Annotated in this window: 26 protein-coding genes; 14 read left to right on the top strand and 12 right to left on the bottom strand. The window is 67.9% G+C overall.

The window, feature by feature from the left end:
• The first annotated feature begins 85 nt into the window (after positions 1–85).
• Positions 86–823, top strand: coding sequence for a VOC family protein (locus EV653_RS42025; protein WP_134099641.1), 738 nt, complete (start codon positions 86–88; stop codon positions 821–823).
• On the opposite strand, the gene EV653_RS08240 is transcribed toward EV653_RS42025, so the two are convergent.
• Positions 810–2,201 carry an FAD-dependent oxidoreductase gene (locus tag EV653_RS08240; protein WP_134099638.1) on the bottom strand — a complete coding sequence of 464 codons (1,392 nt, stop codon included), beginning with the start codon at positions 2,199–2,201 and terminating at the stop codon, positions 810–812. The two genes, EV653_RS42025 and EV653_RS08240, sit on opposite strands and share 14 nt — an antisense overlap.
• Before the next feature lie 64 nt (positions 2,202–2,265).
• Here EV653_RS08240 and EV653_RS08235 point away from each other — a divergent pair, with 64 nt between their 5' ends.
• From EV653_RS08235 to EV653_RS08225, 3 genes are read left to right on the top strand one after another with little or no spacing between them, the layout of a single operon-like run.
• Positions 2,266–2,907, top strand: coding sequence for a TetR/AcrR family transcriptional regulator (locus EV653_RS08235; protein WP_134099634.1), 642 nt, complete (start codon positions 2,266–2,268; stop codon positions 2,905–2,907).
• 5 nt (positions 2,908–2,912) lie between these two features.
• Positions 2,913–3,671 carry an SDR family NAD(P)-dependent oxidoreductase gene (locus EV653_RS08230; protein WP_238159628.1) on the top strand — a complete coding sequence of 253 codons (759 nt, stop codon included), beginning with the start codon at positions 2,913–2,915 and terminating at the stop codon, positions 3,669–3,671.
• Positions 3,671–4,681: a Gfo/Idh/MocA family protein gene (locus EV653_RS08225; RefSeq protein WP_134099628.1), complete on the top strand. Its 1,011-nt coding sequence runs from the start codon at positions 3,671–3,673 to the stop codon at positions 4,679–4,681. The genes EV653_RS08230 and EV653_RS08225 overlap by 1 nt, the downstream gene beginning before the upstream one ends.
• Here EV653_RS08225 and EV653_RS08220 read toward each other — a convergent pair.
• Positions 4,638–5,120, bottom strand: a complete 483-nt coding sequence (locus EV653_RS08220) for a VanZ family protein (protein WP_238159627.1) — start codon at positions 5,118–5,120, stop codon at positions 4,638–4,640. The genes EV653_RS08225 and EV653_RS08220 overlap by 44 nt on opposite strands.
• Before the next feature lie 195 nt (positions 5,121–5,315).
• On the opposite strand from EV653_RS08220, the gene EV653_RS08215 reads away from it, so the two are divergent.
• A complete protein-coding gene (locus EV653_RS08215) occupies positions 5,316–6,407 on the top strand; it encodes a sensor histidine kinase (RefSeq protein ID WP_134099622.1) in 1,092 nt (363 codons plus the stop codon).
• Between the two features lies 1 nt (position 6,408).
• On the opposite strand, the gene poxB is transcribed toward EV653_RS08215, so the two are convergent.
• A complete protein-coding gene (gene poxB, locus EV653_RS08210; RefSeq protein ID WP_238159626.1) occupies positions 6,409–8,136 on the bottom strand; it encodes a ubiquinone-dependent pyruvate dehydrogenase in 1,728 nt (575 codons plus the stop codon).
• Positions 8,136–9,404, bottom strand: a complete 1,269-nt coding sequence (locus tag EV653_RS08205) for an acetamidase/formamidase family protein (RefSeq protein WP_134099617.1) — start codon at positions 9,402–9,404, stop codon at positions 8,136–8,138. The genes poxB and EV653_RS08205 overlap by 1 nt, the downstream gene beginning before the upstream one ends.
• 161 nt (positions 9,405–9,565) lie before the next feature.
• On the opposite strand from EV653_RS08205, the gene EV653_RS08200 reads away from it, so the two are divergent.
• On the top strand, positions 9,566–10,144 hold the full coding sequence (locus EV653_RS08200; RefSeq protein WP_134099614.1) for a redoxin domain-containing protein: 579 nt from the start codon (positions 9,566–9,568) through the stop codon (positions 10,142–10,144).
• Here EV653_RS08200 and EV653_RS08195 read toward each other — a convergent pair.
• Together EV653_RS08195 and EV653_RS08190 are read right to left on the bottom strand one after the other, a co-directional pair.
• A complete protein-coding gene (locus EV653_RS08195; RefSeq protein WP_134099611.1) occupies positions 10,134–10,913 on the bottom strand; it encodes a nuclear transport factor 2 family protein in 780 nt (259 codons plus the stop codon). The two genes, EV653_RS08200 and EV653_RS08195, sit on opposite strands and share 11 nt — an antisense overlap.
• Positions 10,914–10,916: 3 nt before the next feature.
• Entirely contained in the window at positions 10,917–11,720 is an 804-nt protein-coding gene (locus EV653_RS08190) for a deoxyribonuclease IV (RefSeq protein WP_166679316.1), read from the bottom strand.
• A 60-nt stretch (positions 11,721–11,780) separates the two neighbouring features.
• Here EV653_RS08190 and EV653_RS08185 point away from each other — a divergent pair, with 60 nt between their 5' ends.
• Positions 11,781–12,350 carry a TetR/AcrR family transcriptional regulator gene (locus EV653_RS08185; protein WP_134099605.1) on the top strand — a complete coding sequence of 190 codons (570 nt, stop codon included), beginning with the start codon at positions 11,781–11,783 and terminating at the stop codon, positions 12,348–12,350.
• On the top strand, positions 12,350–13,429 hold the full coding sequence (locus EV653_RS08180; RefSeq protein WP_134099602.1) for a C4-dicarboxylate ABC transporter: 1,080 nt from the start codon (positions 12,350–12,352) through the stop codon (positions 13,427–13,429). The genes EV653_RS08185 and EV653_RS08180 overlap by 1 nt, the downstream gene beginning before the upstream one ends.
• 2 nt (positions 13,430–13,431) lie before the next feature.
• Here the strand turns inward: EV653_RS08180 and EV653_RS08175 are convergent, their stop codons facing one another.
• On the bottom strand, positions 13,432–13,836 hold the full coding sequence (locus tag EV653_RS08175) for an RNHCP domain-containing protein (protein WP_134099599.1): 405 nt from the start codon (positions 13,834–13,836) through the stop codon (positions 13,432–13,434).
• Positions 13,837–14,270: 434 nt separating this feature from the next.
• Between EV653_RS08175 and EV653_RS08170 the strand changes: the two genes are divergently transcribed.
• The 4 genes from EV653_RS08170 to EV653_RS08155 all read left to right on the top strand — a co-directional run bounded on the left by EV653_RS08170 (position 14,271) and on the right by EV653_RS08155 (position 20,761).
• Entirely contained in the window at positions 14,271–15,575 is a 1,305-nt protein-coding gene (locus EV653_RS08170; RefSeq protein WP_134099596.1) for a globin domain-containing protein, read from the top strand.
• Positions 15,523–16,044 (top strand): DivIVA domain-containing protein, encoded by a 522-nt coding sequence (locus tag EV653_RS08165; RefSeq protein WP_134099593.1) that lies wholly within the window; start codon positions 15,523–15,525, stop codon positions 16,042–16,044. Before EV653_RS08170 ends, EV653_RS08165 begins: the two co-directional genes overlap by 53 nt.
• Positions 16,041–17,315, top strand: a complete 1,275-nt coding sequence (locus tag EV653_RS08160; RefSeq protein WP_202871506.1) for a nitric oxide synthase oxygenase — start codon at positions 16,041–16,043, stop codon at positions 17,313–17,315. The genes EV653_RS08165 and EV653_RS08160 overlap by 4 nt, the downstream gene beginning before the upstream one ends.
• An 89-nt stretch (positions 17,316–17,404) precedes the next feature.
• Positions 17,405–20,761, top strand: a complete 3,357-nt coding sequence (locus tag EV653_RS08155) for a beta-N-acetylglucosaminidase domain-containing protein (RefSeq protein WP_134099590.1) — start codon at positions 17,405–17,407, stop codon at positions 20,759–20,761.
• Here EV653_RS08155 and EV653_RS08150 read toward each other — a convergent pair.
• On the bottom strand, positions 20,746–21,183 hold the full coding sequence (locus tag EV653_RS08150) for a ribonuclease H family protein (protein ID WP_134104020.1): 438 nt from the start codon (positions 21,181–21,183) through the stop codon (positions 20,746–20,748). The two genes, EV653_RS08155 and EV653_RS08150, sit on opposite strands and share 16 nt — an antisense overlap.
• Positions 21,184–21,353: 170 nt before the next feature.
• On the opposite strand from EV653_RS08150, the gene EV653_RS08145 reads away from it, so the two are divergent.
• Positions 21,354–21,938, top strand: a complete 585-nt coding sequence (locus EV653_RS08145; RefSeq protein ID WP_134099587.1) for an HdeD family acid-resistance protein — start codon at positions 21,354–21,356, stop codon at positions 21,936–21,938.
• A 52-nt stretch (positions 21,939–21,990) separates the two neighbouring features.
• Here the strand turns inward: EV653_RS08145 and EV653_RS08140 are convergent, their stop codons facing one another.
• The 3 genes from EV653_RS08140 to EV653_RS08130 form a co-directional block, all read right to left on the bottom strand.
• Positions 21,991–22,503 carry a DUF2461 family protein gene (locus EV653_RS08140; protein ID WP_134099583.1) on the bottom strand — a complete coding sequence of 171 codons (513 nt, stop codon included), beginning with the start codon at positions 22,501–22,503 and terminating at the stop codon, positions 21,991–21,993.
• A gap of 136 nt (positions 22,504–22,639) precedes the next feature.
• A complete protein-coding gene (locus EV653_RS08135; RefSeq protein ID WP_134099580.1) occupies positions 22,640–23,446 on the bottom strand; it encodes an MBL fold metallo-hydrolase in 807 nt (268 codons plus the stop codon).
• Entirely contained in the window at positions 23,446–24,030 is a 585-nt protein-coding gene (locus tag EV653_RS08130; RefSeq protein WP_134099577.1) for a dihydrofolate reductase family protein, read from the bottom strand. Before EV653_RS08130 ends, EV653_RS08135 begins: the two co-directional genes overlap by 1 nt.
• 75 nt (positions 24,031–24,105) lie before the next feature.
• Here EV653_RS08130 and EV653_RS08125 point away from each other — a divergent pair, with 75 nt between their 5' ends.
• Positions 24,106–24,585 carry a winged helix-turn-helix transcriptional regulator gene (locus EV653_RS08125; RefSeq protein WP_134099574.1) on the top strand — a complete coding sequence of 160 codons (480 nt, stop codon included), beginning with the start codon at positions 24,106–24,108 and terminating at the stop codon, positions 24,583–24,585.
• A gap of 17 nt (positions 24,586–24,602) precedes the next feature.
• Here the strand turns inward: EV653_RS08125 and EV653_RS08120 are convergent, their stop codons facing one another.
• Positions 24,603–26,531 carry an acyl-CoA dehydrogenase family protein gene (locus EV653_RS08120; RefSeq protein WP_134099571.1) on the bottom strand — a complete coding sequence of 643 codons (1,929 nt, stop codon included), beginning with the start codon at positions 26,529–26,531 and terminating at the stop codon, positions 24,603–24,605.
• Positions 26,532–26,583: the final 52 nt, after the last annotated feature.

Below are 26,583 nucleotides of genomic sequence, written 5' to 3'. Positions count from 1 at the left end.
GTAATGCTCGTGGTGATCGTGGTTGCCAGTCTGGTGTTGATCGGCCTTCTCAAATACCACTCGCCGTGAGACATAAGATCCCGGTATGGCGACGCGACTTGTGCAGGCGGTGATCAAGGCTCGGGACAACTCTGCGCTCGGGGCGTTCTGGGCGGAGGCCCTGGGGTGGAAGGTCACCGGCGACAAACCCGAAGAGACCAACCTCGAGCCTGAGGGTGTCACGTACCCGGATCCGAGCGCCGTGTGCGTCGACCTGATTCCGGGCGCGGACCCCAAGCCGGCCAAGAACCGCGTGCACATCGACCTGGCGACCACCTCCGCGACTCACCAGGCAGACCTGGTCGCGCGCCTCGAGGAGCTCGGCGCGACCCCCGCCGACATCGGCCAGGGTGACGTGCCGTGGACGGTCCTCGCCGATCCCGAGGGCAACGAGTTCTGCGTACTCGAGCCGCGCCCGATCTACAGCGACACCGGCCCGATCGCCGCGATCGTGGTCGACTGTGTGGATCCGCACGCCATGGCCCGGTTCTGGAGCCAGGCGATGGACTGGACCCTGCAAGAGGAGACCGACGACTCCGCCTCGCTGCGCTCGTCCAAGGGCGTCGGCCCGTACCTCGAGTTCCTCCGCTCCCCCGACCCGAAGACCGGGCTGGACCGCATCCACCTCGACCTTCGCCCGTATCCCGGCGACGACCCCGCGGCAGAGGTTGCCCGACTCGAAGCCCTGGGTGCCACGAGGCTCGACATCGGCCAAGGCGACGTCCATTGGACAGTGCTGGCCGACCCCGAGGGCAACGAGTTCTGTCTCCTCACCCCGCTCTGACACCGAACCATTGCGTCAGCGCGACGGTGACATCCGTCCCTCCCGACCAGCACAGCAATCCGTCCGGGCGGATCAGCAACGCGTCGTGTTCCCCGTCCGGCTTGACCTGCAGTACGTCGACGCGCTCGGCCCAACCGTCCGGCCAGGTCCGACCCTCGAAGTCGAGCAGTAGACCGCGGTCGGAGTGCAGGAGCGTCGACAGCCAGACCGGCCCCTCACCGGTGACCAGCTCGAAGTCGGCGATCCGGTCCGCTACATCGAGTCCGGACATCATGCCGGCGAGGTACCGGTTGGTGTCCGGAAGCCGCATCAGGTCCGTGAAGATCTCCCGCAGTTCGACGACGTCCTCGCTCGGCCCAGGGAGGGCGAAGACCCGCTGCGCCGCGGTATGACGCAGTACGCGGGCCGCCGCCGGATGCCGCTCGACCTGGTACGTGTCGAGCACGTCCGCCGTACCGCGCGCTGCGGCCGCGAGCTTCCAGCCCAGGTTGAACGCGTCCTGTATGCCGAGATTCAGCCCCTGCCCACCGAACGGCGGGTGGATGTGCGCAGCGTCCCCCGCGAACAGGATCCGCCCGTACCGATACGATTCCAGCTGCCTCGTCGCGTCACCGAACTCGGACGAGTTCAGCACCTCCGCGATCAGGGTCTCCTCGCCGTACAGGACACTGAGCGCCTCCGCAGTCTCATCCGCGGAAGCGACTCCGTCCCGGCCGAAGGTGAAGCGATACTTCCCCTCGCCGACCGGTACGAGCATGCCCCAGTACTCACCGGCTTGCTTCGTCATCGTGCTGAAGTGACCCACGCTCGTCGGCACCTCGTCCGACACCGACGACAGCCGTACGTCGGTCAGCACCGCACGGAACGTCCCCGACCGACCGGGGAACGGTACGTCGAGCAGTTTGCGGACCGTGCTGTGTGCGCCGTCGCACGCCACGAGATACCGAGCCCGCAAGAGCTCGCCATCCGCCGTGACAGTCACGCCGTCGGAGTCCTGCGAGACCGCACTGACCTCGGCACCACGACGTACCTGAACTCCTCGGGCGGCCGCGGCCCGCTCGAGCTCCTCCTCGACGATCCACTGCGGCACCGAGATCGGGTACGGGTGCGGGGTGTTCCACGGCGACGCGTCGAGCGGCACCGGCAGCCCGGCGAAATGCCCGCCGACCTCCTCGCGCGGCAGCTCACGCGCCCGGATCGGTCCGAGCAGCCCGCGCAGGTCCAGCACCTCGGCCGTGCGGGCCTGCAGCGAGCTGCCCTTCGTCTGCTCGATCCGTGTGTCCAGCCGTTCGAGGACGGTCACGTCGACGCCGGCGAGCGCCAGCTCGTACGCCAGCATCAGCCCGGTCGGGCCGGCTCCCGCGATCAGTACGTCCATCCGACCTCTCCTCAGTGCAAAAGTAGACTAAGTGCAGATTAGCACCCGGTGCTACGATCCCGCCGTGGCGTTGCGTGAACGGAAGAAGCTCCGGACCCGGGAGGCGATCTCGACGGCGGCCATCGAGCTGTTCGTCGAGCACGGCTTCGACCAGGTGTCGATCACCCAGGTCGCGGAGGCCGCGGAGGTGTCCCGGCGTACGCTCTTCGCGTACTTCCCGACCAAGGAAGACCTCGTCGTCCACCGCTTCGCCGACCATGAAGACGAGCCGGCCCGTGTCGTCCGCGCTCGCCCCGCCGACCAGTCACCGCTGGTCGCACTCCACACCCACTTCATCGAGCGCCTCCGCGCCCACGACCCGTTCACCGGCCTCACCGATCTCCCCCAGGTGCTCGACCTCTACCGGCTTCTCCGCAGTACGCCGGCGTTGATGGCGCGCTTGCTCCAGTTCAACGAGACCTCTGAAAGGGAACTGGCCTCGGCTCTGCACGAGACCGCCGGAACCCCCGAGTTCACCGCCCGCCTGGCCGCCGCCCAGATCGTCTCGGTCCACTGGACCCTGGCGATGTCGAACTTCGACCGCTGCGCGTCCGGCACCTCCGCCCCGAAAGCTCTGCCCACCGCAGTGAAAGCCGCCAACCAAGGCTTCGCCCTCCTCTCCGCCGGCCTGGCTCCGCTCTGGCCAACCACAGAAGGGTCACCATGAACGCGATGCAGAAGTTCTCCCTCGAGGGCAAGGTCGCTCTCGTCACCGGTGGCAGCCGGGGTCTCGGACGCGCGATGGCCGAGGCGCTCGGCGATGCCGGTGCCGCGGTCGCGGTCACCGCGCGGACCCTCGCCGCGGCCGAAGCCTCCGCGGCGGAGCTCTCCGCACTCGGCATCCGGGCGTACGGCGTCCAGCTCGAGGTGTCCGACGTCGACGACGTGGAACGCGCGGTCGAGCAGGTGAGCAGCGAGTTCGGCGAGATCGACGTGCTGCTCAACAACGCGGGGATCGGAGTCGCCGGTCGCGCGTTCGAGACGCCCGATACCGCGTGGCACGAAGTGTTCTCGGTCAACGTCGACGGCCTCTGGTACTGCAGTCGAGCGGTCGCCCGCCGGATGGCCGAGCGCGGCGGCGGCACGATCGTCAACGTCGGGTCGATGTCGGCGGAGATCGTGAACCAGCCGCGCTGGCAGGCGTCGTACCTGTCGTCGAAGGCCGCCGTACATCAGCTGACCAAGGCGCTCGCGGCGGAGTGGGCGCCGCACGGGATCCGCGTCAACGCGATGGCGCCGGGGTACTTCCTGACCGAGATGTCACCGGTCGACCAGCCCGAGTTCAAACAGTGGTGCGTCGATCCGGCGGCGATGAAGCGCTACGGGCTGCCGCCGGAGTTGGGGCCGGTGGCAATCTTCCTGGCGAGCGAGGCGTCCAGTTTCATGACCGGCTCTATCGTCAAGGTCGACGGCGGCTTCACACTGTTCTGATGGTCACCATAGGCATCGTCGGCGCCGGGCTCCGCGGGAGACTGTTCGCCGAGGCACTCCACAACCGGCCGGACGTCAATGTCGTCGGTCTGGCAGAGCCCTCGGAAGAGGTGGCCTCCCAAGCGCGGGCGGCCACGGGCCTGCCCGTCGTCTCGTCCCACGCCGAGTTGCTCGAGAGCCTCGACCCGGACGCGGTGATCGTTGCGACGCCGGACTTCGCCCATCGCGAGGTCGCCGTCGATGTGGCCGAGGCCGGTAAGCATCTGCTGATCGAGAAGCCGGTCGCCATGAATCTCGACGACGCCCAGGCCATCGCGGCGGCGGTTCATCGCTCAGGGGTGCGCTGCCTCGTCGGCTTCGAGAACCGGTGGAATCCGCACGTGGTGCAGGCCAAGGCCGCGATGGACTCCATCGGCGATCCGATCACGGCATCAGCCACGCTGAGCAACTCGTACTTCGTGCCGACCACCATGCTGTCGTGGGCCGCGAAGTCGTCGCCGGCGTGGTTCCTTATGCCGCACACCGTCGACCTCATCCTCTACCTCACCAGCCGTCGGGCCGTATCGGTGACTGCGGTCGGATCTCGTGGTGTGCTGGCCAAGCGCGGTCTCGACACGTGGGACGTCGTCCACGCGTTGGTCAGCTTCGAGGACGGATCGACTGCGACGCTCTCGTCGGCATGGACGCTGCCGGATGCGGGTGACGGGATCGTGGACTTCCGGTTCCAGGTGGTTGGCACCGAGGGATCGGTGACGGCGGACCTGTCGCACCAGGGCCTGACTGTGGTCAGCGACAAGTACCGGTCGACCTGGCCCGTGGCCGGCCGGATCGGCCGGTCGCAGGTCGGCCCGGCAGTGTGGATGGTTCAGGACTTCGCTGCCGGGCTCGTCGACGGCGGCGACCTCGGGCCGGGTATCGATCACGGCGTACTGGTCACGGAGCTCATCTGCGCGATCGAGGAGTCGATCAGTTCCGGACAGACTGTGCAGCTTCCGGCTCCTCGGTCCTGACCAGCCACCAGCGACGTGATGCGACGGCGGCCAGTCCGGCGCCGGCGGTGTTGAGCAGTACGTCGTCCACAGAGGTCACCCGGTCCAACTGGAAGGCGTACTGCGAGACCTCGATCAGGATCGAACAGCTCCCGGCGAGCGCCAGGATCCGCGGTACGGACGCCAAGGCCGCGAATCGCAGCGGAGCGAGGAACCCGACCGCTGCGAACACGAGCAGGTTGCCGACGATCTCGGGTGCCGGCATCGTCACCAGGTCATGCAGCGGCACGAGGCTCACCCGAGCGGGCGCGACACCGGCGCGACTGCCCGGCAACAGGGTCATCCACACCCACGGCACCGTGCCGTAGACGAGGCCGACGTCGGCCAGCGCTGTGCGCCACGTACGCCGGCGGCGTGCGAGCACGCACACGAGCAGCGCGGCCAATGGCAGCGCGAGCACCGTTATGACGGCTACGCCCGTGAACGTACCGAGCCAGCCGTGCCAGCCTCTGATGATCGCACTACCTCCGTCTGCTCCGGCCTTCCAGTCAAGCTGGACCGATGTTGTCGGAACGTATGCGGTTTTGGATATGCGAACGATATGCGCAGCCCGGTAGCGTCGCGAGTATGTGTGTGCTCACTGGGGAAGCAGGTCATGCATAGGCAGCCCGGGTTGAGCGTCCGCCTCAAGCTCACCCTCAGCTACGCCGCCTTCCTCATGCTCGCGGGCACCTTGCTCCTCGCGGCGGTGTGGCTGTTCCTCCTGCGCTACGTCCCCGAGCAGGCCGTACTGACGGTGCCCAACGGGACCGCCGGCAGCGATGTCTTCCCGGTCCGGTCGCGCCTGCTGGATGTGTTCGCGCCGCGGGCCGCCGCGGTATTCATGCTGCTGTTGATCTTCGGCCTGCTGGGCGGCTGGATCCTTTCGGGCCGCATGCTCGCGCCGCTGACTCGCATCACCAACGCCACGCGTCTTGCCGAGAACGGTTCGCTGTCGCACCGGATCGAACTCGAAGGACCGACCGACGAGTTCCGTGAACTCGCCGACGGTTTCGACCGGATGCTCGCGCAACTCGAGGCCCACGTCGCCGAACAGAAACGATTCGCGGCCAACGCCTCCCACGAACTGCGTACGCCGCTGGCCATCACGCAGACGCTCCTCGACGTCGCCATCAACGACCCGAACCGCGACAGCGGCGACCTCGACGAACGCCTGCGCGCCATCAACACCCGGGCGATCAACCTGACCGAAGCGCTCCTGTTGCTGAGCCGCGCCGATCAACGGTCCTTCACCCAGGAACGCGTGGACCTCTCGCTCATCGTCGAAGAGGCCACCGAGACCCTGCTCCCGTTCGCGGAGAAGCGCGGCATCACCATCGAGACCGCCGGCGAGCTCACGCCGACCAAGGGCTCCCACACGCTCCTGCTCCAACTCGCGACGAACCTCATCCACAATGCGATCGTCCACAACCTGCCCGAGCACGGCACGATCTCCGTCACCACCGCGGCACGCTTCGATTCCGTCGTACTGACCGTCGAGAACACCGGTGAGATCCTCAGCCGGCAACTGGTCTCCACCCTGACCGAGCCGTTCCAGCGCGGCGCCCGCACCCATCAGCCGGGCGTGGGCCTGGGCCTGGCGATCGTCAAAAGCATCACCGAGGCCCACAACGGCACGCTCACCTTGATGGCCCGCCTGGGCGGCGGCCTCCACGTCACCGTGGCACTGCCCGCCGACCAGACCTGAGTCACTCGCGCGCGAGTTGTCTCGCGTTCGTCCGGGCGACCTCGAGGACCGCGCTGGCGTCGCCGTTCAGCACGCTCCGGGTTGCCCACAGAGTGAAGCCCGCAGCCTGGTTCAACGCGATCTTCGGCGGAATGGCGACCTCGTGGCGCAACGTCCGTACGTCGACCAGCGCCGGCCCGCGATGCGAGAACGCGTCCTTCAACGCGCCGTCCAGGTCCTTCGCGTTGTCGACCCGGATGCCGTGCACGCCGACGGCCCGAGCCACCGCGGCGAAATCCGGGTTGTCGAGATCCGTGCCGTAGTTCACGATGCCGTCGGCCTTCATCTCGAGCTCGACGAAACTGAGCGCGCCGTTGTCGAGCATCACGATCTTCACCGGGAGATCGAGCTGACGCAGCGTCAGGAGCTCCCCCATCAGCATCGCCAGCCCGCCGTCGCCGGAGAAGGCAACGACCTGACGATCCGGGAAGGCGGATTGCACACCGAGAGCCTGCGGCAGGGCGTTGGCCATCGTGCCGTGGGTGAAGGAGCCGATCAGTCGCCGTCGGCCGTTCATCCGGAAGTACCTCGCGGCCCACAGCGTCGGCGTACCGACATCAGGGATGAGTACGGCGTCGTCGTCGGCCAGTCGATCGACCGCCGCTGCGACCGTCTCGGGATGCAGCGGACCCCTGCGCCGCCCGGGTTCGGCCAGCTTGTCGAACCGGCGACGAGTCCGTCGGTAGTGCGCGGTCATCGTCTGGAGATGCTTCACATCGGCCCGTGCGGCGAGATGCGGAAGAAGGGCCTCGACCGTGTCCTTCACCGTCCCGACCAAGGGTACGTCGACCGGCACCCGGCGGCCGATCTGCTCACCGCGGACGTCGACCTGCACGATCCGGGCGTTCTCGGGGAAGAACGGACGGTACGGGAAGTCGGTGCCGAGCATCAGCAACGCATCGCAGTGCTCCATCGCGCGATAACCGGACACGAAGCCGAGCAGGCCTGTCATACCCACGTCGTACGGATTGTCGTACTCGACGAACTCCTTGCCACGCAGAGCATGGACCACCGGAGCCTTCAGCCTCTCGGCGATCCCGACGACCTCGCCATGCGCGCCCTGGCACCCGGCCCCGGCCAGGATCGTGACCGCGCCGGCCGAGTTCAGCACCTGGGCCGCAGCCACCAGATCCGCCTCGGCGGGCAGCACCCGCGCCGACGCCGCCCGTACGGCGTGCACCGCGTCGTCAGGTGCAGCCGCCTTGAATACCTCCCCGGGTACGACGACCACCGCGACACCGCGCCGCTCGATCGCCGTACGCATCGCCACCCGCAGGATCCGCGGGAACTGCTCGGCGGCGCTGACCATTTCGGCGTACACGCTGCATTCGCGGAACAACTCCTGCGGATGGGTCTCCTGGAAGTACCCACTCCCGATCTCCGCCAACGGGATGTGCGCAGCGATGGCGAGCACAGGCACCCGGCTGCGCTGCGCGTCGAACAGACCGTTGATCAGATGCAGATTGCCGGGCCCGCAGCTCGCCGCGCACACGGCCAGCTCGCCGGTCGTCGCGGCTTCTCCCGCCGCCGCCAGCGCGGCCGCCTCCTCGTGACGGACATGCTGCCAACTCAGTCCGCCGTCACGGCGCAGCGCGTCCGTGAGGCCGTTGAGCGAGTCGCCCGGCAGACCGTAGACGCGCCGGACACCGGACGCCTTGAGCGTAGCCACCAGCAGGTCGGCGACGGTCATCATGCGGCTTCTTCGAAGATTCCGCGAGGGACGGTCATCGAGACCAGCCAGTTCGGGAGGTCGACCAGCTCGCTGATCTTCAGGTCCCCGGCGACGCTGCACAGCGCGTAGGCCTCATGCATGCTCACGCCCTGGTCGGTGACCAGCCAGTCGATCATGTCGCGGACGGCGTTCTTCACGTCCTCCATCAGGTCGGGACCGGCGCCGGTGGTGATGTAGTACCCCTGCGCGGCCATCTCGGCGGACATCGCCCGCTGGGTCGGGTCCGCGGCGGGAACGATCGCCCGCGGTGCGCTGATCACCGTGTTCTTGATGACCTGGAACCGCAGCGTCGCCGACATCAGCGTCTCGATGGCAGTCCCGGAAATCTCGCCGTCGCCTTGGGCCATGTGCCCGTCGCCGGCCGAGAACAGCGCGCCTTCGGCGTACACCGGAAGCTGCAGCCGGGAGCCGGTGGTGATCTGGCGTACGTCGATGTTGCCGCCCATCCCGCCGCTGAAGCTGGGCGGGAACGTCCGGTACATACCCTTGCGCATCGGCGCGTTGCCCATGATCCCCAGGAACGGCGCGATCGGGATCTGCGCACGCTTCCCGCTGTCGGAACCGACGAACGTGGCGTAGCCCGACGACTGCCCGCGTTCGAACCGGTAGAGCTGGACGTACGCCGCTCCGGTGCCGAACGGCTGGTCCTCGGGGATCGCCGATGGCACCCGCCCGGGACTCGGATCGCTCAGCTGTGCCGCCTCGATCCACGGGGCGAAGACGCCGAGGACGTCCGGACGGAGGGTTCCGAACAGGCCGAGAGCGGGACTGACGGTCGTGTAGCCGAAGTCGACCAGCGGGCTGACATCGAGCACCTCGACCTCGAGGATGTCCCCCGGCTCGGCACCCTCGATATGCACCGGGCCGGTGAGCGGATGGATCCGGCCGAGGTCGAGCGTCATCGATCCGTCCGGCGTCAAAGTCTGTGCTTGGTCACCGATGTCCAGCGCATCGCGGCAGAGCAGCTGGATCTCCTCACCGGGACGGACGGTCACGGCCGGCTCCAGGTCGCGGTTCCAGCGGTTGTGCAGGACCTGCCCGTACCCGTCCAGGACCCGGTCCCCGCGGGGAGCGGCGACGGTCTCCGGCGTACCCGATCCGGCAACGTCTACCGTGCCGAGGCCGCCCTCGCCGGCCAACTGGGCGAAGCTGGCGGCGGCCTCGGGACCGACCCCTGCCTGAACGTGCACGGCGTCGCTGGCGGTCGCCGAGTGAGCGAAACACATAGGTCTTCTCCTCCCGGATGGGTTCCGCACCGACGATGCTCCGCGCCACCGGTCCACCGGACCCGGGTCACTCCCTGGTCTCACTCACCAGGGTCCGCGGAACCCACACCAGTCGGTCAACGCCCACCGCGCCGGCACGACCCAGGTCTACAGTGACGAGCATGCGAGCTGACATCGTGCCCGGCGCCGTGTTCCCCGACTACGAGCTGCCCGACCAGGAGGAAGTACCGCGGAAGCTGAGCGACCTCCAGGGCGAGGATCCGATGATCCTCACCCTCGCGCGCGGGCACTACTGTCCGAAGGAGCACCAGCAGCATCTGGAGCTTGCGGCGTTCTACCCGAAGATCGCCGTTAGCTACACGCAGATCGTGACGATCGCGACCGACGAGCACCACACGCTGCAGGAGTTCCGGGCGTCGGTCGGCGCGCAGTGGCCGTTCCTGTCCGACCCGGGGCGGATCGTGCAGCGGGATCTCGACATCCAGGAGTACACCGATCCCGACAACGACCCGATGATCCCGTACACGCTCGTGCTCAAGCCCGGGCTGGTGGTGCACAGCATCTACAACGGCTACTGGTTCTGGGGACGGCCGTCGATCGCCGAGCTGTGGCAGGACCTCCGGGCCGCGAGCAGCGAAGTACGTCCGGACTGGGATCTCAGCAAGCCCGGGCTGCGCGAGGCATGGGACAGCGGCGACCTCAGCGCCTTCCACGGGTGGAACAAGCGGCCTAACGCGTGATGTCGTCGTACAGGCGGACCGCTGCGAGGAGGCCGTCCGTGCCGCGTTCGAAGACGGCGAGACCTGCCTGAGGCGGTCCGTCGAGGTTGTATTCCAGCGCGCAGCCGACGCCGTCATCGGTGACAGCACACGGCTGTACGGCGGTTTCGCCGGCGTCGGCGTAGAACGCGCGGAGTCCGTCCACGCCGCGGTGGACGTTGTCCATCGGCTCCTGCACGTAGCCGTCCGGCCGGAAGGTCTTGACGACCGACTCGACGTCGCCCGCGGCCAGCGCATCCAGGTGGCGCGCCACGACGTCCGTGGTCTCGACGGCCCCAGCCTCCAGGAACGGCGGCCGCAGGTGACGCAGTCCGTCGACCGGCCACTGGCTGCAGTACGTGCGGAACTCGACCGACCGCTCGTCCCACGACTCGGCGACCACCGCTACCGGCCACGCCACCTCGTCGCCCTCGTGCAGGACGTGGACGAGCAGCTCGACCGCCGCGCGCCCGTCGACCGTGATCGAGCCGGCCACCTTCAGCCGGGCGTGGTGCGCGGCCATCCACTCGCGGTTGCTGTGGATGAACGCCCGCAGGTCGCGATGCCCGCGAATCTCCCCGGCACGTGGATCGTGCACGACCACGTCGCCCGGCCACGTCTTCTCCAGCGCGCCCGGCGCATCGTCGTACAGCGCCTTCAGGTACTGCGCGACCGGATCCGCCTGCTCTCGCGCCCGGGCATCACGACGGGCCAGCTCGATCGCAGTGGAGAACTCCGGGAACCACGGCATGCTTCACGGTACGACAGACAGCTGGGCCGCCGCACGCATGTCCTTCAGCACGGCGACGTCCCGTCCATGCGTCGGCGTCTCGACGAGCAGCGGAACGTCCTGCACGGCCGACAGCACTGTCGCCAGCGCGGCCAGTCCGATCGTGCCGCAGCCGAGCGACTCGTGCCGGTCGCGGCGTGAACCGGCGGGATCGCGGCTGTCGTTCACATGAATCAGCCCGACCCGGTCTGCCACCTGCTTGATCGCGGTCAGCTCCTCGCCGGCTGCGTGCAAGTGACACGTGTCCAGACACAGGCCGATCTCCGGGTCGGCCAGAGCGTCGAGGTACTCCATGCTGCTGTCGATGGTCGACGCGGCCGCCTCGCCGGCTCCTGCCGTCGGCTCGATCAGCAGCAGTACGTCGTGCCACCGGTGGGCGATCGGTACGACGAGATCACGCAGGCCACGGAGTACTTCTGCGCGGCGCCCCTTGGTGACCAGGGAGCCCGCATGAACGACAACCGCGGACGCGCCGAGCGACGCGGCGCGCTGCATGGTGAATTCGAGGGCGGCCGTCGAGCGGCTCAGCACCAGGTCGGAGGGCGAGCACAGATTGATCAGGTGCGGCGCGTGGACGACGACCGGGAGGTCCCGCTCGGCGCACGCCGCCCGGAACGCCTCGTCGACCGACGGATCGATCGCCGCCGGTATCCAGCTGCGGGGATTGCCGGCGAACAGCTGGATGATCTCGGCGCCGACCGCCGCAGCCTCCGCCAGCCCGACCTTGACCAGCCCACCGGCGACGGCAACATGTGAACCGATCCGCACTCTCGATTCCCTTCGGGTTCGCATTCTTGACTTCAGGGTACAGAACCTTAGGATGAGGCTGTGGCGAGACCCATGACGTTCGACACCGAGGAGACCATCGACAGGGCGGTGGAGGTCTTCTGGCAGCGCGGCTTCGGCGCGACGACTCCGCAGAACCTGGTCGACGAGCTCGGCATCGGCAAAGGCAGCCTCTACAACACGTTCAGGAGCAAGCACCACCTGTTCCAGCTGGCCATACGGCGGTATTGCGCCGATCGCGCCGCCCAATTGACCAAGGCGCTCGACGGACCGGGGCCCGAGCGCCTCAAGCTGCGGACGGCGATGCGTAACCTGGCCGGCGTCGGTGAGCATCAGCTGGGCTGTCTGATCGTCAACTCGGTCGCCGAGCTGGGCAGCTCGGACGAAGCCGTCGCCGACGTCTCGAAGGAGATGTTCGACCTGATCCAGGACGCGTTCCGGGCCGCGATCGAACGCGGTCAGGCCAGCGGCGAACTGATCCCCGGCCGCGATCCCGGCGACGCGGCGAGCGCCCTCCTGGCCGTGGTGATCGGGACCAACGTGCTGGCCAAGGCCGGCCGCGCTCCGTCCCAGCTCACCCGCCTCCTCGACGCTGCACTGATCGACATCTGATGAGTGCCGACGACCGGCGCTGGCCGGCGTTCCGCCACCTGGGACCGAACTGGTACGCCGCGATCATGGGGACCGCCATCATTCCGGGTGCCGGGATCGCGCTACCACACCAGTTCCCGGGCGCGCTGCGGGTCTGGCAGGTCTTCGCCGTACTGGCCTTCGTCGAGCTCGTCGCACTGGTGGTTGCCCGCGGCATTCACTGGTACGCGCACTCCGACCAGGCCCGGGCCGATCTGCTCGACCCCACGGTCGCGCCCTTCTACGCGTGCATCTCGCTGGCCTTTCTCGCCACCGGACTGATCTGCTACACCGTCGGGCACACGTTCCTGCCGGACAGCCTGGCGATCGGCCTGAGTACGACGTTGTGGACGATCGGCACCCTCGTCGGTCTCGTCTGTGCGGTCGGGCTGACGTTGCTGATGATCATCAAGTACGACCTGAGCATCATCGGCCAGTCCCCCGCCTGGCTGCTGCCGCCGACCGGGACGATGGTGTCGGCCGCCTTCGCCCTGCCACTGCTGCAACACCTGGACCCGGGCCAGGGGAAGGCGCTGTTCGTCACCTGCCTGTACGCGATGTTCGGCCTCGACCTGATCATGACGATCGTGGTGCTACCGCTCGTGCTGCAGCGGCTGTTCGTCCACGGCCCGCTCCCGATCCAGGCCACGCCGCTCCTGTTCATCGCCATCGCGCCGTTCGGGCAGGGCGTCAACGCGCTCGGCAACCTCGGCGATCAGGCGACGAAGGCCGGCCTGCCCGCACCGTTCGACACCGGACTCCAGACGCTGTCCATCGTCGCCGGCGTACCGATCATGGGATTCACGCTGCTGTGGGCAGCGCTGTGTGTCGCGATGATCGTCTGGGCCTTCGGGAAGGGGCTCAAGTTCTCGATGGCGTGGTGGGCGACGCCGTTCTCCTGGGGCACGATCGTCACCGGGATGAGCGTCATCAGCCACCACACCGGGATCGAGGCGCTGGGCTGGTTCACAGTGGCCATGTACGTCGGCCTCTGCGTGCTGTTCCTCTACACCTGGCCCCAGACGTTCTGGGGCCTCGTCAAACGCAGACTGCCGGGCTGAGCTCAGGTCTTGGCCTTACGGGCCCTCGGCTTGCGAGTGACGCCGTTGACCCCAGCCATGGGCTCGGCCACCGGCTCGGCCGCGAACGGGATGAACGGCATCGTGAGCGGCAGCGCCGCGAGCCGCATCAGCAGCAGGACGTTGTCGTCGCCGGCGGTCTTGTTGAGCCGAAGGCGCCCGCAATTGGTGCACCTGTGGATCAGGACCCAACGGCCCTCGCCGCGGACCGTGACCGCGATCGGCTCCATGCCGCCGGAGCAGTCTGCCTTGCGATCACCCGGCACATTGCGGTCGAGATGACGCGACCACAGGCAACTCGGGCAGTGATTGCGATGGGTGGTTCCAGGGGCGTCGAGGGAGACCTCTACGCCGCAGTGTTCACAACTGAACGAACGTGCGAAAGCCAAACCGATGAACCTTTCAGAGCAAAGCTGCAGGACAGAACAGACATGGCTCTCCTCCTCCCGGTCCGCACCGGCCGCTCCGGCGCATCAGCCTCCCAGCAGATCAGGCCGCGCCCGCCGGAGTCAATCGATTAACTGACGGCCCTGCGGCGTTAGTTGCTATGAGCAACATCAGGATTCCGGATCGCCTTGTAGATCAAGCGATTGACTCTCGACCCCAGCTCTAGATTTTCGAGACGTTTGAGTCCGACACGCCGTTTCAAGCCGCGAACACGGGGGTAGATCGGGAGGATCACGAAGAGTGGACAGCCTCGGGGGCTGAAAGGTGGAGGGAACTCTTGTCAACGCAGTACCCGTCGGCACGACCTGCCGACGACCCGGAGCACATGTCCGTCTCCCTCGAGGAGCTGCCGTTCCGAGCCGGATAGTCAAGCCCCATGGATGCCTACGCACTACAAAGCAGCTGGGACCGCGTGTCGGCGTACGGAGATCAGGTAGCGCTGTACTTCTACTCCCACATCTTCGTGTCCCATCCCGAGGTGCGGGCGATGTTCCCGCTCTCGATGTCGAACCAGCGGGACAAGTTCGTCAGCGCACTCGGCCGGATCGTCAGTCATGCCGACCAGCTCGAGAACGATGCGAACTTCCTCCAGCACCTCGGCCGCGACCATCGCAAGTACGCCGTCGTCGCGGAGCACTACAACGCCGTCGGGGCCTCGCTCTGCGCCACCCTGAAGCACTTCCTCGGGCCCGAATGGGACGAGGACCTCGCCGCACACTGGACCGCGGCGTACCAGGTGGTCGCGCGGATCATGGTCGAGGCGGCCGAGACGTCGGAGGAGACCAGCCCTGACTGGTGGGACGCCGACGTGCTCTCGGTCGAACGCCGGACCATGGACCTCACCCTGCTGAAGGTCCAGCCGCGGCAGGTGTTCCGGTTCCGTCCCGGCCAGTCGGTGTCGATGGAGATACCGCAGCGGCCCCGGCAGTGGCGGTACTTCAGCCCGGCCAACGCCCCACGCGCCGACGGCTCGATCGATCTGCACGTGCAGCAGATCGACGGCGGCCAGGTGAGCCCGGCCGTGGTCCGCAGCCTCAAGCCCGGCGACACCGTGAAGCTCGGCGCACCGATCGGTGAGCGGTTGACCCGGCGGGACGGTGACGAGCGGGAACTGCTGATGGTCGCCGGCGGCACCGGTCTCGCTCCGCTCCTGGCCGTCCTCGAGCAGGTCGACAACGAATGGACGCGCACCGGCAACGGACCGCTGGTCCACTTGCTGCACGGCGTACGGCTGCCCTGGCACCTGTACGACCGTCCGCGGCTCAAGGCGCTGGCCCAGGACCGGGCCTGGTTCGACTACACCGAGGTCGTGTCCGACGACGCCTCCTATCCCGGCACGCGCGGGAAGGTCGGCACGGTCGCGGCCCGCCAGGCCCTGTACGGCCGGACGGCGATGGTGTGCGGCGGCCCGCAGATGGTCGCGCACACGCTGGAGCAGCTGGCCGCGGCGGGCATGCAGCCCGAACACATCAAGTACGAGCACTTCTACTACGCAGCCGCGGGTGAGCACACCGTGGCGCCGGCACTCTCAGGTCAGGAGACGACACGTGACGTCCAACAGCCACCGCCAAGGCTCGCCGCGTTATCAGACACCCCGCTCGATCCGGGAGGAGAGGTTCCGGCGCAGGATGCGGGGTCTCGACGCCGACACGGTCTACGGATACCTCGATCAGCTGGCTGACCAGATCCAGCAGACCGAACGCGAGCTCGGCGAGACCCGGGCCAGGAACGAGCGTCTCCAGAGCGAGCTCCAGCGCGGACAGGCGGAGCTGCAGCGGGTCCAGGCCGAGCTGGACCAGTACGAGCAGGCCGGCGACCGCGTCAACGAACAGGTCGTCCAGATGTTCAGCCAGGCGCAGCTCGTGGTCGAGGAGATGGTCCAGGACGTCAGCCGGGACGCCCGGGAGCGGATCGGCCAGGCACGCGCACACGAGCGCAAGATCGTCGCCGATGCCATGGACACGGCCGGCGAGCAGGTTCGTTCGTACGCCAAGTCGGCGCAGGCGCACATGCAGTCGATCGTCGACTCGTTCGCGACCGAGGTCGACCGGCTCGGGAGCAAGCCCGTGCCCGGCGAGCCGCTGACCCAGCACGATCCCTTCTTCGACAACTCCGGCGACTGGCAGACCCGACGTCCAGGTACCCCATGAACCCCGGCGACCGATCGTGGGGCAAAGCTCCGCGGACCGGGCGGCGGGCCTCGCCGGGTCCCGGGCGGATCCGGGCGCGGGCAAGCCACCCGATCAACCGGCCAGATCCGGCGCCGGGTCTCGACAGCAGTGACATCGAGATGGTCCGGGCGGCAGCCAAGGAGTTCCTCGAGCTCTTTCACGCCGAGAACCCCAAGGCCGGCTGGATGGGGCCACGGCTTGCGGCGGTGATGCGTGAGATCGACCTGACCGGCACGTACTGGCACACTCCCGAGGAGCTGGCCTTCGGCGCCCGGGTCGCCTGGCGCAACAACGCCCGCTGCATCGGCCGGCTGTACTGGCGCAGTCTGCAGGTCCGCGACCTGCGGACGGTCTCCGACGCCCGCGGCGTCGCCGGGCACTGCTTCGACCATCTGCGGGAGGCCCACAACGGCGGGAAGATCCGCCCGATGATCAGCGTCTTCGCTCCCGAGACGCCGTCCCGCCCGGCGCCCAGGATCTGGAACGAGCAACTCATCCGGTACGCCGGGTACGAGCAGCCGGACGGACGCGTTCTCGGGGACCCCCGTTACCGCGCCTTCACCAGCGAACTCATCCGGCGCGGATGGAAGCAGCCCGACCACCCGGGCGCCTTCGACGTACTCCCGCTCGTTGTGGAGACCGTCGAGGAGGGGCCGCGGATGTTCGAGCTCCCGGTCGAAGCCGTCCACGAAGTGCCCCTGGCGCACCCCGAAATGCCATGGTTCGCGGACCTGGGCATGCGCTGGCACGCCGTACCGGTGATCAGCAACAACCGCCTCGTCATCGGCGGTGTCTCCTACCCTGCCGCGCCCTTCAACGGCTGGTACATGGGCACGGAGATCGGCGCCCGCAACTTCGGCGACACAGATCGCTATGCGATGGTCCCGGAGGTCGCGGAACGCATGGGCCTGGACACCACCGACGAGACGTCGTTATGGCGCGACCGCGCGCTGGTCGAGATCAACCGCGCCGTCCTGCACTCGTTCAACCTGAGCGGCGTCACGATCACCGATCACCACACCGAGTCCCGCAGGTTCCTCATCCACGTGGAGCGAGAGGAACGAGCCGGCCGCCAGTGCCCCGCGGACTGGACCTGGATCGTCCCGCCGATGTCCGGCTCCCTGACCCCGGTCTTCCACCGCTACTACTCCCCCGAGCTCCAGCTCCCGAACTTCTTCACCGACCCCGCCGCCACTCACCGGTCCCTCCACGGCACGCCGCCTGCCTTCCACCACCGGAGCGGCTTCTAGAAGTGCCTGCAATTGAGCAGGTTAACGTCTTGACGAGCAGTTCTGCGCAATGGCTAACTAGCTGGAACCGCCCTGCCTGAGGAGACTCGATGCGCCTTCTCCTGTCCGCCCTGCTCGCCCTCACCTCTCCACTCGCAGTTGCCGCGCCGAGCGCAACCGCCGCACCGGCTGTTGCGCCGGCGATCAGTCCCGCACCACAGCAGGTCGTTCAGCGCAGCGACGGGTTCCCGATCACGCCGGTGGTCGGGTTGGTCCGTACGTCGCGATCCGACGCGGACGCCGAACGCGTCGTCCGCGCGGCGCTGGCCGATGCGGGTGTGAAGACCGTACGTACGACGGACGGCAGCGATCCCGGCACACCCACGACCATCTGGCTCGGCCGTTCGTCGTCCGTGCTGTCCGCGCTCCGCGTCCAGGACAGCACCGGGCTGCCGGCCGAGGGATACGTGCTCGCCGCCGGGCGCGATCGGCAGGACCGTGCGCAGATCGTGCTCGACGGAGTCGACTCCGACGGCACGTTCTACGCCGCGGAGTCGCTCGCACAACTGGTGCAGGCACGGCACTGGATGCCTGGGATCGCTGTCCGGGACTGGCCGACCATGCGGTACCGCGGCTCGATCGAGGGCTTCTACGGCACACCGTGGTCGCAGGCCGACCGGCTGGACCACCTCGACTATCTCGGCGCGCATCGGATGAACACCTACGAGTACGCGCCGAAGGACGACCCGTACCACCGTGAGCAATGGCGTGATCCGTATCCGGCGGACAGGCTCGCGCAGCTCGGTGAACTCGTCACCCGCGCACGACAGAACAAGGTCGACTTCACCTTCGCGCTCTCCCCCGGTCTGTCGATCTGCTACACCTCCGACGCCGACTTCCAGGCGCTGACAGCGAAGTTCGAGTCCTTGTACGCGCTCGGTGCTCGGTCGTTCAACGTGCCGCTCGACGACATCGACTACAACACCTGGCACTGCGACGCGGACCGCGCGAAGTACGGAACCGGCGGCGAGGCAGCCGGGCGGGCGCAGAGCGATCTGCTCAACCGGATCCAGCGCGAGTGGGTCGAGTCCAAGCCCGATGTGGCGCCGCTCCAGATGGTGCCGACGGAGTACTACAACGTCAGCGAAACGCCGTACAAGAAGGTGCTGCGGGAGCAGCTCGACCCAGCCGTCGTCGTGCACTGGACCGGCGTCGGAGTCGTCCCGCAGACGATCACCGCGGCGCAGGCGGCACAGGCGAAGGCCGTGTTCGGGCACGACGTCCTCATCTGGGACAACTACCCGGTCAACGACTACGCGGCCGGCCGGTTGCTGCTCGCGCCGTACACCGGCCGCGAACCGGGGATCGCCGACCACGTCGTGGGCGTGATCTCGAACCCGATGAACCAGGCAGCGGTGAGCAAGCTCGCGCTGTACTCGTTCGCCGAGTTCGGCTGGAACCCTGCGCAGTACAACGCCACGTCCGCCTGGCTACGCGCGATCGAGGAGCGCGCGGGCGGCGATCGACGTACGGCGGACGCCTTGCGCGTGTTCGCCGACCTCAACACGTACGACGGGACGCTGCATCCGGAGAGCGCGCCGGTCTTCGGCGCGGCGGTCGAGTCGTTCTGGCAGCGGTGGCAGGCCGGACAACGCACCCAGGCCATCGCCGCGCTACGGCCGCAGGTGAATGCGATCGCTGCGGCGCCGGGAACGATCCGGAGCGGTGTGGTCGATCCGGCGTTCACGCTCCAGGCGGAATCGTGGCTCAAGGCAACGGAACTCTGGGGGCAGGCAATGAGCCGCGCCCTCGACCTGCTGGCCGCGCTCGAGGCGGGCGACGGTGCGGCCGCTTGGAACGCCCGTCAGCAGCTGGGCGCGCTTGTCACGCAGGCCAAGGCCATCCGGGACAGCCGCGCGCCGCATGACGGGACCTATCCGCGGATCGGCGAACGGGTCGTCGACGAGCTCATCGCCGAGGTCGGCCGAGTGCACGACCGCTGGCTCGGGGTGACGCCAGGCAAGTCGGCAACCACCAATCTGGGCACGTACCAGGACAACGTGCCCGCTCGGATGGTCGACGGCGATCAGAACACCTTCTTCTGGAGCAACGGCGCGCCCGGGCCGGGTTCGGAGGTCCGGGTCGATCTCGGGTCGGCGGTCCAGCTCGGTGACATCGCCGTACTGATGGGCAAGTCGGGGAGCCCGGACGACTACATCCATTCGGGCGCGCTGGAGTACTCCGTTGACGGCACGCAGTGGACCGAGCTCACACGCGCGACGACTGCCGAGGTCCGGTTCACCCCTCCGATGGGAACTACCGCGCGCTACGTCCGGTACCGGTCGTTGACGGCGAGCGACTTCTGGCTGGTGGTGCGGGAGTTCTCGGTTGCGACTGTTGGTGGGAACGTGACCACGCTGACTGCCAGCGGCACGCCGGCGCCTGCCGCGGGGTCGTCGTACCAGCGCGCTGTCGATGGTGACGTTTCGACCGCCTATGTGCCTGCTGGTCCGCCGGCTGCGGGTGATGCGTTGGTTGCCACCTTGTCGGCGCCGCGCTCGTTGTCCCGGCTGACGGTCCTGCAATCCTCGACGTCCGTGGGTTCCGCCGACGTCGAGGTCAGGGTCGGTGGCACGTGGAAGCGGGTCGGCGGGGTTTCTTCGGCGTACGCCGAGGTTCCTGTCGGTGATGTGGCGGCCGAGGCTGTGCGGTTGGTGTGGAAGGGCGGGACTCCCTCTGTCGCTGAACTTGTCCCGCTCTGGAGCGACACGCCATCGGTTGCCCTAGGCACCAGTTCCGATCGGCTCGACGTGATCCGGGGTGGGACGTCCAGCGTGGTGGTCGACGTCTCGGCCAGTTCACGCGCTGACGTGACCGGCGGGTTTCACCTCGCGGCGCCGGCCGGCTGGACGGTTGAGGCCCCGGATCAGCTCACGGTGCGGCGCGGCCTCACCCAGTCGGTGACGGTGAAGTTGACGCCGCCTGCTGCTGCTCCGTTGGCCGATGTGGATATCCCGATGACGTTCGGTACGACGTCCGCCGTACTGCGGGTCGCCGTCCGGCCTCGCGTCTCCGATACGAACATCGCCCTCCACCGCCCGGTTGTTGCCTCGGGCATCGAGCCTGGCACGACGTTCACCGCGGACCTGGCAGTCGACGGCAACACGACCACCCGGTGGGCATCGGCGTACGACGACGCGTCCTGGCTCCAGGTCGATCTGGGCGCGCCGACGCATCTGGGCAAGGTCGTGCTCCGCTGGGAAGCGGCGTACGGGTCCGCGTACAAGATCCAGGTCTCCGATGACGCCACCACCTGGACCACGGCGACAGAGGTCACCGCCGGCGACGGCGGCACCGACACCCTGTGGCTGGACACGACCGCTCGGTATGTCCGTCTTCAAGGCGTCCACCGAGCGACGCAGTACGGCTATTCGCTCTATGAAGCGGAGGTCTATCCCGCCGTCTGAGCCGCAGCCACCGCCAACCGGTCCACGAAGTCGTTCATTTCGTGGCCGGAGTGGCCTTTCACCCACCGGAAGGCCACGTCGCCGCGCTCCATCACCAACGCGACCAGCGGTTCCCACAAGTCTTGGTTGGCAACCGGCTTCCTGGCGGACGTCAGCCAGCCGCGCTCGAGCCACCCCTGGTGCCAGCGGTCGCGGAAACAGTTCACGACGTACGTCGAATCGGACACCACCAGCAGCGGCCCCGGGTTGGCCCGCACAGCCTCCAGCGCCGCCCGAATCTCCATCCGCTGATTCGTCGACACCGCCTCGTGCCCAGCCGCGTACTCCGTCGTCGACAACGCCCAGGCCCATCCCCCGGGCCCGGGATTCCCAGAACAAGCCCCATCGGTAAACACGGACCGGGCCCCGACAGGCACCGCCATATCAGCCGGCCGAGGCCGCCGCACACGAGTCACAGGCATCCGAGCACCCTACTCCTCACCAGGGGATCGGCCAGGGGCTCCTACTGGCTCGAAGAGTGGCCGGCGACTGCCAGCCTCGTGGTAGCGGGATCAATTGATACCGCAACCAGATCGAGAGTAGGGAGTGCATCATGAGTACCACCACAAGCACCGACTCGAAGGTGACCAGCCGGATCTCGAACGCCCTGTTGTGGCGTGGACTGCTGGCGATCGCGGTGGGGGCAGTTGCCGTCATCTGGCCGAACATCACCGTCGGCGCGTTCGTCATCCTCTTCGCTGTCTACGCCTTCATGGCCGCCGTGATGGACGCGGTTCGCGCATTCAGCAGTGACGGCGGCTGGTCGGTCGTCGGCCACCTCCTGCTGTCCCTGGTGTCGCTGGCAGCCGGGGTCATCGCGCTGGTCTACCCGGGACCGACCGCGCTCGTACTGACCCTCATCATCGGCTGGTGGGCACTGTTCACCGGTCTGGTCGAGATCGCGATGGCGTTCCGGAGTGGGCAGCGCGCCGGCCAACGTGCCTGGTTCATCCTGGGCGGCCTGGTCTCCGTCGTCTTCGCCCTGGCGCTGTTCATCCGCCCGGACCTCGGCGCCGTCTCCCTGGCCATCGTCTTCGGCCTCTACAGCATCTTCTTCGGCGTCTCCGCCCTCGTCGCCCGCAGCGAAGGCCGCACCATCGAGAAGAACGTCAACCGCCTCGCCCACGCAGTCTCTTGACCCGCCGCGGACCTGGAGGCCATCGCGCAGACGATGGCCTCCAGACCTGCGGTCAAGCTCTCGGCCCGGCGACGTTCTTGACGAGCCAGCGTGCGAGCGGGCGCAACTGGTGGAAGGTGGCGAGTACTCGATCTGCTGCGGCCGGGGTGTGGATCCAGTCTTCGCAGCCGAGGGGCCGGGTCGCGATGAGGGACTTGTGACGCAGTAACCCCGCCCGTGGGTGGTCGGTGGGATAGCCCCGCAGCGGTCGCTTCAGGAGGTCGCCGGTGATCGCGAACCCGTCCCGTCGCACGCTCTTCAGGATGGAAACCAGGCGCGGTCCCGAGCCGGGATCCGCTACCGCGGCCCGGTAGCGTTCGATCTGCTCCGACGGCGCGTACCACCACGCCAGGCCGACCTCGAGCCCGTCGAGATCGAACCGAACCCCCAGCTCGACGTTCCGAGCCAGCCGAACGATGGCCCGCTGCCGCCGCCACGCATCCAGCAGCACGTCGCCGTACCCCCAGACCGCAAAATCCTCGTACTCCGGATCCGCGTCCGCCACCGCGTTCAGCAACCCGATCATCGGCCGCCGAACCAACTCTTCCCGCTCCCGCCGACACTCCCGCCTCACCTCAGCCGAAGGCTCCCCCTCAAGCCGCAACAACACCTCGAACGCAGCCCTCGGCCACCCATCGAACCCCGCAGTCACGACACGGAGCTTAGCTAGCGCCTGTGAGGCGTTGGAGTTGGTTGGTGTGTACGTCGGTAACCCATTGCCAGCCGGGCTTGGCGGAGGAGCCGATGCGGGGGTCGGTGATTTCCTGGTTGTCGCGTAAGGCCTGAACATAGGCGCGGTCCTGGTCGATCCGGATGCGCAGCTCGTCCGCTCCGCCAACGGATCCGTGGCCCGGTACGACGACCTGGACGTCGGCGGCCACGTCGTCGAACAGCTGCAAAGCGGCCAGGTAATCGTCGACCGGGTCGGCGGTGCCGTCCGTGTCGAGCATCGGGATCAGGACGTCGGAAAGCATGTCTCCGGCAACTAATACGCCGTGCTCCTCGATCAGCAGCGCCGCATGGCCAGGGGCGTGGGCCTGGTGTTCGATGATGCGGATTCGTGGGCCGTCCCACGGGAGGTGAGTGGTTCCGGCGAGTAGACCGGCGATGAGACCGAACAGGTCGAGCGGTAGATCGTCGGCAATGTCCGGTGGCACCCACTCGGTCATGCCGGACTTCCAGCCCGCCTTCGACAGGAACTCTTGGAGATCAGCCGCGCAGCGCGCCGTCCCGTAGCGGGGCGCCTCGCCCAAGTCGGCGGACCAGAGCACGTGATCCCAGTGGGGATGCGTCGCAAACCCTGCCACGACGGGTTCGCCAGCGAGATCCTTCGCGAGGCAGGCCATTTCGTCGCCGGTGATGCCGGGATCGACAAGCAATACGCCGGCGCTGCCTCTGACAACGACGGTGTTGTTCTGGAGCGGTTCGCTCTGGTGGACGCGTACGACGTTCGCAACGTGCCTCAGCATCAGCCGGCCTCTTTCAGGATCGCGTAGCGGTTCATCGTGACGCCCGATCCGAACACTTGCTGATCGAGGAGTTCGAGGTCGATCGGCAGGTCGTAATCGTCGAACAGCGGCCGGCCGAAGCCGAGGATCGCGGGATGGGTCGTGAGCAGCAGCTCGTCGAGCAGCCCTGCGCGGAGCAGTTGGGTGGCAAGCGTGGCGCCACCAACCGCGATCGCGCCTTCGGTCTCGGCACGGAGTACGGCGAGCTGCTCGATCGCGTCGTCTCCGCCGATGATCCGGGTGTTGTGATCGGCGGTCTGGCGCGTCCGCGAGACGAGCACCTTGGGTATGGCGGTCCAGATCTCGCCGTACTCACGGAGGAAATCGGGCAGCGATTCGTCCTCGCGCGATCGCGGCCAGTACTCCTCCATCACCTCGTACATGACACGTCCGTGGGCGATCATCGCGAGCTCCCGCGTCCGCGCGTTGGCCTCGCGGTGCAGTTCCTCGTCGATGCGCAGCCACTCGCCCGCGCCGTTGTCCCCGGGTACCTGCTCGATCCGCAGGTCGAGGGACACGTTCATCGCATACACGAACTGGCCCATCGTCCCCCCTTCCGACTAGTGCTTGCAATCTGCAATCACTATTATGGCGATGCCCGGAGCTGTCAAGGAGGAGTCGTGGAACCACGATCAGACTGTCCGATCAACGCCGCCGTCGAGGTACTGGGCGATCGCTGGTCGTTGCTCGTACTGCGCGACGTCATCTTCAGCGACCGCCGCTACTTCCGGGCGCTGCTCACCGGCTCGCCTGAAGGCATCGCCTCGAACATCCTCGCCGACCGCCTGGTCCGCCTGGTCGAAGCCGGTCTCCTCAGCCGCGGCACGGCGGCCCGCGGCCAGCGAGCGCAGTACAGCCTCACCGAAGCCGGGATCCAGACCCTTCCCATCCTCGATGCCCTAGGCAACTGGTCCCTCACCTGGCGCCCAGCCGCCAACGAACTCCACGCCCGCCAGCAGTTCATGCACGACCAAGGCCCGCCCTTCATCGAAGACCTGATGGACGACCTCCGCACGCGCCACCTAGGCGCTCCGCCCAAAACCCAGAGCGGCCCAACCCCGTTCGAACGCCTCGACGCGGCGCACGCACCGGCCGATTGACGCGCGATCGCTACCAGCTAGCGGTACCGGCGTGATTTGTTCTCCGCCGTCGATTCGCCGGGCTGCCATTGCGCGATCCATGGGCCGGTTCCCTCCGACGGGTCGACGATGCCGGCCTCGAGCCAGCTGTACTTCCCGTCGAGCACCCGCTGAGCCAGCCGCCGGTCGTCATCGTCGGTGTTGTTCCACAGCTGCTCGAAGAGGTGATCGACCCGCAGCCGCGCCTGATCGCAGAACACCGCCGCCAGCTCGTACGCCGACGCGCCTGCGGCCGCGTCCTGCTTGCGAAGCGTTTCGGCCCGCGAGCAGGACGCGGCCATCGCGAACAGCTCCGCGCCGATGTCCACGATCCTGGCCAGGAAGCCCTGCCGGTACTCAAGCTTCGCCTGCCAGCGGCCCATCCCGTAGAACGTCTGTCGCGCGAGCTTGCGCGACGCGCGCTCGACGTACCGCAAGTGCTTGGCCAGTGGCCCGAACTCGCTGTACGACCTGGGGTCCGATCCCTTGCCGACGGCCAGCTTGGGCAGCCACTTGGCGTAGAACCCGCTCGCGTTCACCGCGGCCTTCGCCTTGGCCTGCAGGTCGGCGTCCGGTGAGGCCAGGTCGCCGGCCGCGGACAGGTGGGCGTCGACGGCCTCCCGCGCGATCAGCAGATGCATGATCTCGGTCGAGCCCTCGAAGATCCGGTTGATCCGCAGATCGCGCAGGATCTGCTCCGCCGGTACGGCGCGCTCGCCGCGGGCCGCCAGCGAGTCGGCGGTCTCGTACCCGCGTCCGCCGCGGATCTGCACCAGCTCGTCGGCGATCCGCCAGGCCATCTCGCTGGCCCACATCTTGGCCAGCGCAGCCTCGATCCGAATGTCCTTGGTTCCCGCATCGGCCAGGTTCGCCGACAGGTCGAGGACCGCCTCGAGCGCGAACGTGGTCGCGGCAATGAACGAGATCTTCTCGGCCACGGCAGCGTGGGCGCCGATCGGACGGCCCCATTGGACGCGCTCCGCGGACCACTCGCGTGCGATCTTCAGGCACCACTTGGCCGCCGCGGTGGTGGTCGCCGGAATGGACAAGCGGCCTGTGTTCAGGGTGGTCAGGGCGATCCGCAGACCGTCGCCCTCCCTGCCCAGCCGGTTCTCGGCCGGCACCCGGACCTGGTGGAACCGGGTCACGCCGTTCTCGATCCCGCGCAAACCCATGAACGCGTTGCGGTTCTCGACCGTGATCCCCGGCGAGTCGGCCTCGACGACGAACGCGCTGATGCCACCCCGTCCGCCTTCATGCTTCGGTACGCGTGCCATCACCACGACCAGCTCGGCGATGACGCCGTTCGTCGTCCAGAGCTTCACTCCGTCCAGGAGGTACGCCGTACCGTCGTCGGTCGGCGTAGCGGTCGACGCCAGCCGGGCCGGATCCGAACCCACATCGGGCTCCGTGAGCAGGAACGCCGTCACCGCGCCGGCAGCGCAGCGGGGCAGGAACCGCTGCTTCTGCTCGTCGGTCCCGAACATCTTCACCGGCTCCGGAACACCGATCGACTGATGCGCCGAGACGAGCGCACTCAGACTCGGATGCACCGACGCGACGAGCATCAGCGCCTTGCCGTAGTACGACATCGGCAGCCCGAGGCCGCCGTACCCGGTCGGGATCTTGATGCCGAACGTCCCCAGCTCCGCGAGGCCGCGCAGGTACTCGTCCGGGATCTTGGCCTCCCGCTCGATCAGCAGCCCGTCGAGCGTCTCGCAGTACGCCGCCAACCGGGCGATGAACTCCTCGCCGCGGACCGCGTCGTCGGCCGCGACGGCGTGCGGTTGCGGATGGATCAGGGACAGGTCGAAGTCCCCGAGGTACAGCCTCTTGGCGAAACTCGGCCGGGTCCACTCGCTCTCCCGCGCCGCCTCCGCGACCTCCCGAGCCTCGCGCTCCCCAACGTGCCGCGTCGTAGCCGTCACCGGTCCGCCTCCTCGCTTGGAGTCTTCTATTACCCGTTAGTACCCAAAAACA

Source organism: Kribbella pratensis (assembly GCF_004365355.1).
Taxonomy (GTDB): domain Bacteria; phylum Actinomycetota; class Actinomycetes; order Propionibacteriales; family Kribbellaceae; genus Kribbella.
This window is presented reverse-complemented; position numbering and strand designations above follow the sequence as displayed.